We start from the raw sequence: 13,073 nt of genomic DNA on the forward strand, positions 1-13,073 counted from the left end.
ACTATTGGAGATACCATGTCGACTGAGAAGCCGGATTTGTGGTTTTCGTTTGTACGGTCGCACCGGGCCTTGATACGTGAGGTGGATCGGCGTCTTGCCGAGGCTGGACTGCCTGTCTACGCGTGGTACGACGTGCTGTGGGGGATTGAAAGCGGGCCGGAGGAAAGCCGCCGGATGCATGAGCTGGCCGATGTGCTTGCCATCGAGCGGTACAACCTGACTCGCCTGATTGACCGGCTGGAGCGTGAAGAGCTGGTGACCCGTATCCGGTCAGAGGAAGACGGCCGCGCCGCGTTCGTGTCCGTCACACGGCAAGGTAAGGCCTTGCGCAAGAAGATGTGGGGCATCTACGAGGCGGCGGTCAAAGAACTGTTTCTGGCCGAGTTCCGGCCGGAAGACATCGGGCGATTTTCTCGTGCGCTGGATGCGGCGGCAGCCAAAGCGGGGTGGCCGAAATAGGTTCGAACTCCCTTTTCGTGCGGTGACGCTTCTGGCTCGCGCCGGAGGGGACGAATGTGTCCGCTTTTTGGGACACGTTCGACTTAGTTGGCAACGGCGGTACCCTGACGCCTCAATCAAAGGTCAGTGGCATGACCGGCGCTTACCGGCCCACCCTAAGCGGACATCAGGATGGAGCAGAGACTGATATCCATTAGGCGCCCCGCATGACTGAAGAATTCCCTCAGAACGTTGTCTGCAACGCTTCATTTAATAGCTGGACAACGTATGCTTCGACCGCTTTGTGCCCGGTGAGGGCCTAGCTAGAGCGACGGCTGAGTTCCGTCCGTAGCGACAAAACGTAGTTTGGCTCACCAACTATTGGGGCGGCGCCGTACTTTCGCGAACTACAAGGTCAGGCTCGAACTCGGTCTGAATGCGTTTGGACCCGCCTTCAATCTGATCAACCAGGTTACGAGAAGTAAGTTCGCCAATCAGAACGGGATTCGAGTGTACGGTCGTGAGTGCGGGCGTCATCAGTTCCGCCATCTGCCAGTCGCCGAAGCCTGTAACTGAGATGTCGCTCGGAACCGATAGTCCCAATGTGCGGCACTCCGCGATCGCTGCCACAGCAACGAAGTCATTGATGCATATCAGGGCAGTCGGCTGTTCCTGATGCGGCAGCGAGTCATTACGCTCGAGACAGGTCCGAACCGCTTGCCGGACGGCAGATGCTTCGTACGGTGTCGGGAGAATGCGGTCGTCGGGTATCGAAATGCCGTTCTCACTGAGGACGTCTTGGATGCCCAGAAGTCGTTGAGAGGAGAGAAATTGAGTCTCTAGTGGCCCTGGGAGGACGGCAAACTTTCGATGTCCCTGTTTGACCAAATAGCTCGTCAACCTGCGCATCGCCAAGCGATTGTCATATCCCACCGTGGGATGCATACCCTCACGATCGACGGCCCACATTAGGACATACGGAATGGCATGCTTGTGGATTAGCGAGAAGACGTCAGGGTGATGCTGTGACCCGATAATGGCGATTCCGTCGACTCTGCGCTCCAAAAGCGCGCGCGCGCAGCGTAGTTCTGTCTCACTGTCGTCCCGGTGGCACGTCAATAAAACGGTGTATCCGAGCCGATCGAGCTGCGCCTCTAAGGTATCGACCGCTTTCGCGTAAAGCTCGTTCATCAGTGTCGGCGCAATGATGCCGACCGATCGCGTGCGCCCTTGACGCAGGTCCCGAGCCGAGGAAGACGGGACGTAGTTGAGGCTTGCGATGGCGTTCTGCACGCGCTCCAGCGTGTCAGGTCGCAGCCGATCCGGCGATGTCAGTGCACGGGAGACTGTTGCCGAGGAAACGCCGGCGAGGAGGGCGACTTGCTTGACATTCACCATATCGGATCAGCGGTTATCTTCAGCCTGGGATATCGGCCGACTGCCGTCATTGTAACGACCTTGGTAGTCCACAGGCAGTTTCCGTCGTCGGGGGGTATCCCGACGACGGACCGGCATTCCCGGTGAGGGCTAGTCGAGCCGGACCTTTGCTGAATCAGCCACGCGCTTCCATTTCGTAACTTCGGTGCGCAGAAACGCATCGAATGCTTCCGGGGTGCCGCCTGCGATCTGCGCGCCTTGAGCCATCAGCTTGTCGCGGACCTCCGGATCCTGAAGGGCTTTGTTGAACTGGCTGTTCATCTTAGCAACGATGGCTGGTGAGGTCCCGGTCGGCACCATAAATCCACCCCAAGAAACGGCTTCGTATCCGCTTATCCCGAGCGCTTCATCTACCGTCGGCACATCGGGCAGTGCCGGCAATCGAGTCTTGCTCGTGACCGCAAGAGCCCTGAGTTTTCCACTCTTGACATGTGGCATTCCAGCAAGCGCGGTGGGAAGGGCAACATTGATCTGCTGACCGAGCACGTCTGTGAGCGAAGGCGCGTCTCCCTTATAGGGAACGTGGTTCATCTTGACGCCAGCCATGGTACTAAGGAGTTCCCCGGCCAGATGGCTGCCCGAACCGTTGCCTGCAGATCCAAAGGTAATCTGTCCTGGCTTGGCCTTTGCTAATGAGACCAGTTGGCGCAGGTCCTTCACCGGCGAATTTGCTGCCGTGACGATAATGAGCGGCACCTTTGTCACCAAGACAACTGGCGTAAAGTCTTTCAGCGTGTCATAAGGAAGTCTCCCGTATACGGCCGGGTTGATGGCATTCGGCCCAAGGTTGGCCATCAGCACGGTGTAGCCGTCAGGCTGCGCCTTCGCAACGGCTTCATTAGCGATGATGCCGTTTGCGCCAGGCCGGTTCTCCACAACAACAGACTCTCCCCATGCCTGGCTAAGCTTAGCGCTTAGGAGCCTGGCGGTCACGTCTGAGGCGCCGCCAGGGGGATATGGAAGAACGACCCGAATCGGCTGGACCGGCCATTCCTTAGCGTGGGCGGCGGCCAGACCGATGGTCAGTGTCACTCCGCAAACGGCTAATGCCCCCGCAATTCGTAGCAATCGATGCATGTCTGTCTCCTTTGAACGTGATCTTTATGGTGATCACTGTGGTCGGGCGGATTACACGTCAGATCGTCCCATCGCGGCGCATTGCCTCAATTTGCTCCACAGACTTCCCGAGCTCATTTTTCAGGATGGTTTCAGTGTGTTCGCCCAGCGCTGGGGGCGCGCGAAGGTAGTCGATACTGCTGCGAGAGAACTTGATAGGGTTCGCAACCTGGGGCGCGCTTGCACCGCTGCTGTGGGGCAAAGAGAAAACCATTTCACGCGCCCGGATATGGGGATCCTCCAGTGCTTCTGGAATGCTCTGGATCGGGCCACAAGGTACGCCGACCGATTCCAGCAGTTTGAGCCACGTGTCTCTCTCTTCTTCTTCAAAGCGAGCCGAGAGCACCTCCACAAGACTTTCACGGTTCTTTAGACGATCCGCATTGCGTCGATAGCGGTCATCATCCGGAAGATTGATTAAACCCAGCGCTTCGCACATGGCTCGGAACTGCCGGTCATTACCGACTGCTACGATCAGAGAGCCATCGCTTGCAGGGAATGACTGATAAGGTGCGAGATTGGGGTGCGCGTTGCCCCAACGACGCGGGTGGCTCCCGCCCACCAAATAGTTCGAGGCCTGGTTTGCCAGCCACGCCACCTGCGTATCCAGCAGGCTCATATCGATGTACTGCCCGCGGCCACTGCCGACTCGCTCAAATAGCGCGCTGACAATTGCAACGCTTGCATACATGCCAGTCATCAAGTCCGATATGGGCACCCCGCATTTTTGCGGGCCGCCACCGGGGACGCCGTCGCGCTCGCCTGTGATGCTCATCAGCCCGCCCATGGCTTGCACCACGAAATCGTATCCAGCCCGCTTGCGGTATGGGCCCGTCTGCCCGAAGCCGGTGATGGAGCAGTAGACGAGCCGAGGATTGATCTCACTCAGGGTCTTGAAGTCCAACCCGTAACGTTGCATATCGCCGAACTTGTAGTTCTCAACGAAGACGTCGCAATCTTTGACTAGCTCGTGCAGCAAATCCTGACCGACCTTGCTGCTGACATCCAGAGTGATCGAACGCTTCCCGCGATTGGCGCAAAGGAAGTACGCCGACTCTTCCGTCGTCGTGCCATCCTCACGAGTAAGGAACGGCGGGCCCCAAGCTCGCGTGTCATCGCCGGTGCCGGGACGCTCAACCTTCATCACGTCAGCGCCCAGGTCGGACAATAGTTGCGTGCTCCAGGGTCCAGCAAGGATCCGGCTCAAGTCTAGGACCTTGATACCTGCAAGGGGGCCTGCCATATCTCCTACTCCTCTTTTTTGAGTTTCTAACTAATTAGCTCGGGTCGAACAGCACGCCAGGGTTCAAGACCTGGTGCGGATCAAAGGCCTGCTTGGCGGCCTTTAGCGCGGTGCAGAACAGCTCCGGCCGTTCCTTGTCGTACCAAGGGCGATGGTCCCGACCAAGCGCATGGTGGTGGGTCACCGTACCGCCTGCGTCCACCATGGCTTGCTCTCCAATGCGTTTGATCGCTTGGAACTGCTCGGGCAATCGAGCCTTATCGCCATAGGCAAACCACGTGAAATATGGCGCAGGGCCATCAGGGTAGAGGTGGGTAAAGCGGCAAGTCACCGAACCCGGGCGGCCGGTAACTTCGCGAATGGCCCGATGCGTTTCTGCCTTGACGTGCGCGTGAAGAGCGGCGAACTTGTCCCACGTGCACGCGGTTTCCATGGTCTCGCGCATGACGCCGCGAGCAATGGCGTACTCGCGCAGGTATGGGCCGCGCAGGAACTTGTTTCGCCAGCTCGATGTCGCAGCGTCCGCACCACCTTGGTTTCCGCTGACCGGATCATCGTCCCATTCGCCGCCGCACTCCGCGCAAATTTCCAGTGCTCGCTTCAGGCGTGCCTCGACCGGGTGGTCGGCGGACTCGAATCCCAGCACGAGAATGTCATAGCTGCCGTCGCTCGAACCCGTGTACAAGGCTTCTTCGCGTTCCACAAGGCGGGCATTGGCAGGGTTCAGTCCAGATTGAGACAGTACCCGTGTGGCCTCGACAGCGCGCGCATAGTCACGGAAACGTACGGTCACCTGCTTGCGGAAGACCGGCCGGCGGTGAAGCTTGACCCACGCCTCGGTAATGATGCCCAGTGCGCCTTCGGAGCCGAGGAAAAGTCGATCCGGATTGGGTCCCGAACCCGATACCGGGAAACGTCGGGATTCAATGGCACCCTGGGGCGTTACCACTCGCATGCTCTCGACGTGGTCGTCGATCTGAGTGAACGCGGTCGCAAAGTGGCCTGCTGCTCGCGTTGCGATCCAACCCCCCAGTGACGAGAACTCCCACGCTTGCAGGAAGAATCGCATGGTCAGGCCGGTGGGCTTGAGCTGTCGTTCCAGCTCCGGGCCAAGGACGCCCGCTTGAATGCGCGCGGCCTGCGATGTTTGGTCTACCTCCAGCACTTTGTTGAAGTGCTTCATGTCGATGGACACCACGCCACGGTAACGATCGTGCTCGGGCGGATTCACGCCGGCCACGACGCTGGTGCCGCCGCCGTACGGAACTGCAGCAACGTTCTGGCGCCCGCACCAGTCGAACAGGTCCACGATGTCCTGCTCAGTGCGCGGGTAGGCGATGACGTCCGGCGGGTTGGAAAATTCCCGGCGCATTGCGCGCGCAACATCCATGGTGCCCGCGCCGTAGGTGTGATACAGGCGGTCGTAATGATCGCTTGTGCAGATTTCGCGAAGCGACGCGGGCAGCTGTACGCGAGGTTTGCGCAGCGAAATTTCTTCGGGCGTCGGAAAAGGTGTCGCTTCGAAGTGCTCGACACCCAGCAAGCGTGTCCACGCTGCCTCGAACTCCCGGATTTCGTCCGGCGTGACGGTGTCACCCTCATAGCCCCACCCGTAAAACTTACGACGACGTTCCTGCATTGTTGCCTCCTGTGTGATGTGGTAATCGATTACATACGTTACGGTAACCTGCATCAGAGACTGTAAATAACCAATGCCAGTACGGTGATGAGGCGAAAACAGCACTGCGTGCAATCGATTACATAAGTTTAGATTGGTGCGGCATAATGTCAAGCAGTTAACGCAGTCGCGGCCATGGGTTGGAGCAGGAGTCGACGAAGAGATCGGATCGCTAAGAGACCTTCCCGCGGCGAGGTCACTGTGGGTTGGAGAGCGACTTACTTGGTGGTCTTCCCTTGCAGGGCGTCACGTACGTCCTTGCCTGAGGACCCAGTGAGTCGATCCTGAGCAAGCAATCTGGGGGCGCTTGCTCGTTGCAGCGTTGGCATGGTGCTCGAGCGACAGAGCAGCAAGAAGTGTGGCCGCTCCCTAGGCCTCAAGCGATGACATGCGGCATATCCGCCCTGGGTAGCCCACCAAACGGAGAGAAGATATGGCCCTGCAACACATCCCGCCCATTCAATGTCTTGTCACCTTCGAGACGGTTGCAAGGCTTCGGAGCGCCACACGTGCCGCCGACGAGTTGTGTGTAACAACCAGCGCCGTGAGTCATCGAATCCGCCAGCTTGAATCTCACCTCGGTGTTGAACTCTTCGGGCGGAGTGACTTCACGCTTTCTGCACATGGTGCAGCGTACCTGGCGAATGTCCGAAGCGGCCTCGCTGCGCTACAGCAGATGCCGGTCAAAAATGGAAAAGCCTCTTCCACGCGACTGCGGGTCGCGGTGACCCCAACTTTCTCCAGGCAGTTCCTGATGCCCAAACTGGAACTGTTCCGCAACAAGTATCCGGACATCGACCTTATCTTGCAGGTCTCCATCCCATTCCTGGACGTCACAGCCGAGCCATCCGATTTGGAAATCCGGTACGGCGCCGGCGGATATGCGGACGTCGATCATCGCGTCGTTCTCTCGGAGGAGGTGGCGCCGGCTTGCAGCCCTACCTATCTCAACGAGTTCGGCCCCTTCGAAGGCTTCGAAATGGCGGGTGAAATCGACCAGGCGCGTCTGATACGTAGCCCGCTTGAGCCTTGGACGACATGGTTCTCCTCATGTGGATTGACGAGAACGGAGCCGCATGTGGGCGCTCAATTCAACGATCTAGGGCTTCTCTATGACGCAGCCGCGTGCGGGTTCGGCGTGGCACTAGTGAGGACCCGTATGGCGCAGTCATGGCTAGAGGGGGGGCGACTCATCCGCATATCGGATCGATCCGTGCCTTCACCGATGGCGCACTACTTATGCTGGGAACCTGGGGCCCTGGAGAGATGGGAGTGCGCCGCCTTTATGGAGTGGCTCACCGACTCGCTAAGTTGAGCGGCCCAAACACGGCAATCAAGTTTTCTGCAACTCAACCGCAAATAACTCTCAACCTGCTATATCGCGTGATTGTCTACAGTCAAGTCATGGCGTCTCGTCGACGCCTTTGACAGAAGTGTATTAGAACCTCCCCACACAATGCATCGCATTCATCGCTCAACGTTTGAGCCTCAGCGCCCGGAAGCAACGCTCCGCCTTGGAGCTGCAGCATCCGTCCAGGCTGATTGCGCGGTTCGCCGGCTCGCTACGGTCGCGCCGTCGCTCCGCACTGATTATCCAATAGACCGGCACAGCACGACGCAGCTTCATCGCACCAGGAGGGCAAAGTCATGAATGCGACGCGTGACGGCTGGTTGGCACATCCTACTGACGCTGAGCGGAGGGAAGCCCGGCGTGCGGAAGTGGTTTCCGCGCTAGAAGGCGTGCTGCCTAGGGACCTTATCCTGTCGCAGCGCGAGGACACCCAGCCATTTGAATGCGATGGCCTTACGGCCTATCGGGCGCAGCCGCTCGTCGTGGTGCTTCCCGAAACAGAAGAGCAGGTTGTTGCCATTCTGCGAACGTGCAAGACGCTCGGTGCGCCCGTCGTGGCTCGGGGCGCAGGCACGGGATTGTCAGGCGGTGCGCTCCCACATGAGATGGGCGTGCTCCTTTCGCTCGCTCGTTTTAACCGGATCGTCAGGGTAGATCCTGTGAGTTGTACCGCAGTGGTCCAATGCGGTGTACGCAACGCCGCAATCAGTGAGGCAGCCGCTACGTATGGGCTGTACTACGCCCCCGATCCGTCCAGCCAGATTGCCTGCACGATCGGTGGAAACGTGGCCGAGAATTCCGGAGGCGTCCATTGCCTCAAGTACGGACTCACGTTGCAGAACGTAATGAAAGTACGGGGATACACCATTCAGGGCGAGGCGATAGAGTTTGGATCGGAAGCCCTTGATGTCCCTGGGCTCGATTTGCTCGGCGTCGTTGTAGGCAGTGAAGGGATGCTCGCAGTGACATTGGAAGTCACCGTCAAGTTAATTCCTAAGCCAGAACTTGCGCGATGCATCGTTGCAAGCTTCGACACCGTCGAAGCCGCTGGTGACGCCGTAGCCAACGTCATCGCGGCCGGCATCATCCCAGCCGGCCTGGAACTGATGGACAAGCCGATGACCGCCGCCGTAGAGGACTTCGTGCATGCTGGCTATGACCTGGACGCGGCCGCAATCCTATTGTGCGAGAGTGATGGGACGGCGTTGGAGGTCGAGGACGAGATTGTGAAGATGAATGCCGTCCTCACCGCCAGCGGGGCCACTCGTCTTGAAGCAAGTCAGGACGAGGCGCAGCGTCTTCGTTTCTGGAGCGGGCGAAAGAATGCATTTCCCGCGACGGGGCGCATGAGCCCGGATTACCTGTGCATGGATTCCACGATTCCTCGCAAGAGTCTCGCTGCGATCCTTCGAGCAATCAGCGAGATGGAGGTGCGCTATGGGCTTCGCTGCGTGAACGTGTTCCACGCCGGCGACGGGAATCTACATCCGCTGATCCTTTTCGACGCCAACAATCCCGAAGAACTGCACCAGGCGGAGCAATTCGGCGCTGAGATTCTGGAAACAAGCGTCACGCTTGGCGGGACGGTGACCGGAGAGCACGGTGTGGGCGTGGAGAAGCTGAACTCAATGTGCGTTCAGTTCTCAGGCGCAGAGCGAGAACAAATGTTTGCGCTGAAACGTGCATTCGATCCGCAATCGCTCTTGAATCCTGGGAAGGTAATTCCGACGCTGCATCGATGTGCCGAATATGGTCGCATGACTGTTCGGCGTGGGATGCTGCCGCATCCAGAAATCCCGAGGTTCTAGAATGACGACGATCCCCACGGAAGTGTCTCATCTGATTGAGACAGTCCTGCATGCAAGAAAAACGAAGACCTCTCTCAACATCGTTGGCGGCGGTACGAAATGCTTCTACGGTGAAGAGCCGTCGGGTGAACCGTGTGATGTCCGGCGCCTCAGCGGAATTTGCAGCTATGAACCGTCTGAGCTGGTTGTCACCGCTCGTGCAGGCACACCGCTAGAAGAACTTGAGGCCGTGCTGGCCGAGCACAATCAGTACCTTGCCTTTGAGCCGCCACGCTTTGCTAAAGGAAGTACTGTCGGAGGAGCGGTCGCGGCAGGTCTGAGCGGGCCAGCACGCGTCGGGGTAGGGTCCATTCGGGACTTCGTTCTCGGCGCGACCATGATTAACGGCAAAGGCGAGCTTCTGACATTCGGCGGGCAAGTGATGAAGAACGTTGCCGGTTATGACGTTTCGCGTCTCCTGGCGGGCTCAATGGGAACACTCGGTGTTATCTGTGAGGTCTCGCTGAAGGTTCTGCCCATTCATTCATCGAGGATCACCCTGTTCATTGAACGCGACGAAGCAGGGGCGTTGTCTCTCTTAAACGGGCTGACTCGGCAAGCATTGCCAGTCAATGCGAGTGCCTGGCACGACGGAAAGCTGTTCCTCCGACTGAGTGGTGCAGCCTCTGCTGTCACGGAAGCCAGAAAGCGTTTGGGCGGGACTGAGCTGGAACCAGACGAAGCGTTGTCCTGGTGGGATGCCGTCCGCGACCACCGCCACGACTTCTTTTCACAGAGCGACGCGCCTCTCTGGCGTGTTTCCGTTCCGGCAGTCTCCCAACCCTTCTTGGCCGCGAATCAGCTTATTGAATGGGGTGGTGCATTGAGATGGCTATACACCGACGATCCCATCGAGGACGTTCGGGAAATGGCGTCATCGCTTGGTGGTCACGCCACGCTGTTCAGGGATCCGCATCATAGGAGCGGCGTGTTCACGCCACCGAGCGATGCGCTCTTCGAGATTCATCGCAATCTCAAGCAAGCGTTTGATCCCGATGGCATCTTCAATGTTGGTCGACTCTACCCCGGCCTGTAAGGGGCTCCATATGCAGACAAAACTAAGTCATGAGTTTGCCAACACTCCAGAAGGGGCGGAGGCCGAAGAGATTCTGCGCAAGTGCGTGCATTGCGGCTTTTGTACGGCAACGTGTCCGACTTACCTGCTTCTGGGCGATGAACGTAACGGACCCCGGGGACGCATCTACTTGATGAAGCAGTTGCTTGAGGGGGAAGAGGTCACAGCAAGCACCCAACAGAATCTAGACCGCTGCTTGACGTGCCGGAACTGTGAAAGCACCTGTCCCAGCGGTGTCGAGTACGGCAAGCTAGTTCACATTGGGCGGAAGCTAGTCGATGAGCGAATTCCTCGTCCGCCAAAAGACCGCGCGGTGCGTTGGCTGCTGCGTGAGGGGCTAACTTCGCCATTGTTCTTGCCGGCCATGAAGATTGGCCGAATGGTTCGGCCGCTACTTCCTTCCAAGCTCGCCAACAAGCTTACGCCGAGCAGACCTGCGGGTCAGCGCCCAACGCGCCGCCACGCCAGGAAAGTGCTCATGCTCGAAGGTTGTGTGCAGCCGGCGATGATGCCGAACATCAATTCTGCGACCGCGCGGGTACTCGATGCAGCCGACTTTCAGGTTGTAAGTGTTCCTCGAGCCGGTTGCTGTGGCGCGATCCGGCTGCACACCGGAGATCACAAGGGCGGCCTCGATGATATGCGCAGAAACATCGACGCCTGGTGGCCGGCGATTTCCAGCGGTGAAGTCGAGGCAATTGTCATGAACGCGTCCGGCTGCGGCGCGACCGTGAAGGACTACGCCGACTTGCTAAAGCATGACGCGGAGTACGCCGAGAAGGCAGCTCGGGTTAGCGAGTTGACCCGCGACCTGAGCGAATTGCTTCCTGAACTTCTGCCAAGACTGCGCGGCAAAGTCAAAGCGTGCGACAAGCCGGCCTTGGCGTTCCATCCGCCGTGCACGCTGCAACACGGCCAGAAGCTGCGGGGAGTGGTGGAGGAGCATCTGGGACAGTTGGGCTTTTCCGTTCATCGTGCCAGCGTGGAGAGTCACCTTTGTTGCGGCTCAGCCGGCACCTACTCCGTTCTGCAGCCCGAAATTTCACTCCAGCTCAGAGACCGCAAGATCGAGCATCTGAGCGAGAAGCAACCTGACTGCATCGTGTCCGCGAACATCGGTTGCATCCAGCATTTGCAAAGTGGAACGCCCACGCCAGTAAAGCACTGGATCGAGGTACTGGATGATGCAATCGAGCCGGCAGTCCAACCAGAGGAACAAGTATTTATCTAGCGGCAGGGCAAGAAACGGCGTCGAAGTCGGCACGGGCTGCGAGAGCGGCCCATGCAGTAGTGTTTCGCCTCCTGCAAGTAACGCGGTCGGCGAAAAGTTAGTCACATCAAGATAAGAGGAGCATTTTGTGGCGATCTATCGAATTGGAGAGAAAGAACCGACAATTCATCCGAGCTCGTATGTATCCGAGCATGCGGTAATCATCGGCGACGTGGAAATCGCCGAAGACGTGTCCATCTGGCCCGGCGCTGTGATCCGCGGCGACAATGAAAAGATCACGATTAGGCGAGGCGTGAACGTCCAGGAGGGGGCTGTGTTGCACACCGATCCTGGCTTTCCCGTCGAGGTAGGCGAGATGGTCTCCATTGGACACCAGGCGATGCTTCACGGTTGCAAGGTCGGAGCACGTAGTCTGGTCGGCATTCAGGCTGTGATCCTGAATGGATCCGAACTCGGACAACAATGCCTCGTGGGGGCCGGATCCTTGATCGGCGAGCGCAAGAACTTCCCGGCAGGAGGCTTGGTCATGGGCACACCTGCAAAGCAGGTACGTGAACTAACGGAGGAAGTCAAAGCTGCGATCGAGAAGAACGCTGACGACTACATTAACAAGGCGAAGACGTACAAGAAGGACCTGGTCAAGCTGAGTTAGCAAGCTCCGCGCGTCGGCGGATCAAGCGTCGACGCCTTGAGACGAGAGCGCCAGCCAGCGCCTCGTCTCGTCATCCCTCTCCATCAAGATTGGTGCTCCGGCCATCGCGAACGAACGCGACAAGGCCCGGCCTTGAGTTGCTACCCGGCCACAGGCACAGAACCCCTTCACGCGCCGCCGCTGTCTGCGTGGTCGCTACCCTCACCAGTCGGACCATATCGACTCGGTGCCTCCAGGTACTTCGCGCGATCATTCTTCACTGAATCGTTATATCATCTGCTCAGTGATTGCCCCCTTTTTGTAGACATGACAGAACCTACGGTTGAAATGCTTGCGGACGAACTTAGACCCCGCTTGATGCGGATCGTTGTAGCGCTGCGGCGGGAAATGAGAGCGGCCCACGTGCCCCCCGCGCAGAGCGCTGTTCTTAGTGCATTGCTCGTAAGAGGGCCGATGCGAGTTAGCGATCTGGCCAGGAATGAAGGCGTCAGATTGCCTACGATGACGCAGATTGTCGGGCGGATGGTCGACGCCGAGTTAATCGCGCGCTCCGCACCCGTCGGCTCGTACAACAACATGATTCAGATTACTGATGAAGGCCGGGCTGTGGCCGGCAAATTGGCCGCACAGCGGACGGCGGCACTGGGCAAGCGCATGGAGGGATTGACGCCCGAGGAGTTGCAGACGGTGATCGCGATGTTCCCCATCATCGATAAGATGTTCAAAAGAGAACCGTGGCTGGACCACGAGTAATACCAACGAAATCTTCCTGGAAGACGACACGATTCGAGAAGGCTTATCGCTAGCCGGCCGCGCTTGCGCTGCAACTGCGGAGCCATGCAGGGAGTTGTCAGAGTCGCCGAGAGCAACCGCATCGCCCAATATGGGGCGCACTGCCGCGACCTATACGCTAATAAAAAAGGCGCCTAACACTCACTTAGGCGCCAAAACCTGACTGGGAACGTAGCTTCGGGGGAAAGGGCGACGTATCGCCCTTTGCGGCCC

11 protein-coding genes are annotated in these 13,073 nt (G+C 58.5%); 7 read left to right on the forward strand and 4 right to left on the reverse strand.

Features of this window, described 5'->3' with window-relative positions; genetic code table 11:
* The first annotated feature begins 15 nt into the window (after positions 1-15).
* On the forward strand, positions 16-459 hold the full coding sequence (locus A2G96_RS11380) for a MarR family winged helix-turn-helix transcriptional regulator (RefSeq protein ID WP_043355349.1): 444 nt from the start codon (positions 16-18) through the stop codon (positions 457-459).
* Positions 460-816: 357 nt separating this feature from the next.
* Here A2G96_RS11380 and A2G96_RS11385 read toward each other — a convergent pair whose 3' ends face one another.
* The 4 genes from A2G96_RS11385 to A2G96_RS11400 all read right to left on the reverse strand — a co-directional run bounded on the left by A2G96_RS11385 (position 817) and on the right by A2G96_RS11400 (position 5,873).
* Positions 817-1,836, reverse strand: a complete 1,020-nt coding sequence (locus tag A2G96_RS11385) for a LacI family DNA-binding transcriptional regulator (protein WP_043355348.1) — start codon at positions 1,834-1,836, stop codon at positions 817-819.
* Between the two features lie 129 nt (positions 1,837-1,965).
* On the reverse strand, positions 1,966-2,952 hold the full coding sequence (locus tag A2G96_RS11390) for a Bug family tripartite tricarboxylate transporter substrate binding protein (protein ID WP_043355346.1): 987 nt from the start codon (positions 2,950-2,952) through the stop codon (positions 1,966-1,968).
* A gap of 58 nt (positions 2,953-3,010) precedes the next feature.
* The gene (locus A2G96_RS11395; protein WP_043355344.1) at positions 3,011-4,234 is read right to left on the reverse strand and encodes a CaiB/BaiF CoA transferase family protein; all 1,224 of its coding nucleotides are present in this window, start codon (positions 4,232-4,234) and stop codon (positions 3,011-3,013) included.
* A gap of 34 nt (positions 4,235-4,268) precedes the next feature.
* Entirely contained in the window at positions 4,269-5,873 is a 1,605-nt protein-coding gene (locus A2G96_RS11400; protein WP_043355342.1) for an FAD-binding oxidoreductase, read from the reverse strand.
* A gap of 472 nt (positions 5,874-6,345) precedes the next feature.
* Here A2G96_RS11400 and A2G96_RS11405 point away from each other — a divergent pair, with 472 nt between their 5' ends.
* The 6 genes from A2G96_RS11405 to A2G96_RS32400 all read left to right on the forward strand — a co-directional run bounded on the left by A2G96_RS11405 (position 6,346) and on the right by A2G96_RS32400 (position 12,821).
* Positions 6,346-7,227 carry a LysR substrate-binding domain-containing protein gene (locus tag A2G96_RS11405; RefSeq protein ID WP_043355340.1) on the forward strand — a complete coding sequence of 294 codons (882 nt, stop codon included), beginning with the start codon at positions 6,346-6,348 and terminating at the stop codon, positions 7,225-7,227.
* A gap of 332 nt (positions 7,228-7,559) precedes the next feature.
* Positions 7,560-9,071, forward strand: a complete 1,512-nt coding sequence (locus A2G96_RS11410) for an FAD-linked oxidase C-terminal domain-containing protein (RefSeq protein WP_043355338.1) — start codon at positions 7,560-7,562, stop codon at positions 9,069-9,071.
* Position 9,072: 1 nt separating this feature from the next.
* Positions 9,073-10,146 carry a glycolate oxidase subunit GlcE gene (gene glcE, locus A2G96_RS11415; RefSeq protein ID WP_062794395.1) on the forward strand — a complete coding sequence of 358 codons (1,074 nt, stop codon included), beginning with the start codon at positions 9,073-9,075 and terminating at the stop codon, positions 10,144-10,146.
* 10 nt (positions 10,147-10,156) lie between these two features.
* The gene (gene glcF, locus A2G96_RS11420; protein WP_043358198.1) at positions 10,157-11,416 is read left to right on the forward strand and encodes a glycolate oxidase subunit GlcF; all 1,260 of its coding nucleotides are present in this window, start codon (positions 10,157-10,159) and stop codon (positions 11,414-11,416) included.
* 127 nt (positions 11,417-11,543) lie between these two features.
* Positions 11,544-12,068 carry a gamma carbonic anhydrase family protein gene (locus A2G96_RS11425; RefSeq protein ID WP_043355330.1) on the forward strand — a complete coding sequence of 175 codons (525 nt, stop codon included), beginning with the start codon at positions 11,544-11,546 and terminating at the stop codon, positions 12,066-12,068.
* A gap of 387 nt (positions 12,069-12,455) precedes the next feature.
* Positions 12,456-12,821, forward strand: coding sequence for a MarR family transcriptional regulator (locus tag A2G96_RS32400; protein WP_224040759.1), 366 nt, complete (start codon positions 12,456-12,458; stop codon positions 12,819-12,821).
* The last annotated feature ends 252 nt before the right edge of the window (positions 12,822-13,073 follow it).

Source organism: Cupriavidus nantongensis (genome assembly GCF_001598055.1).
Classification (GTDB): Bacteria; Pseudomonadota; Gammaproteobacteria; order Burkholderiales; family Burkholderiaceae; genus Cupriavidus; species Cupriavidus nantongensis.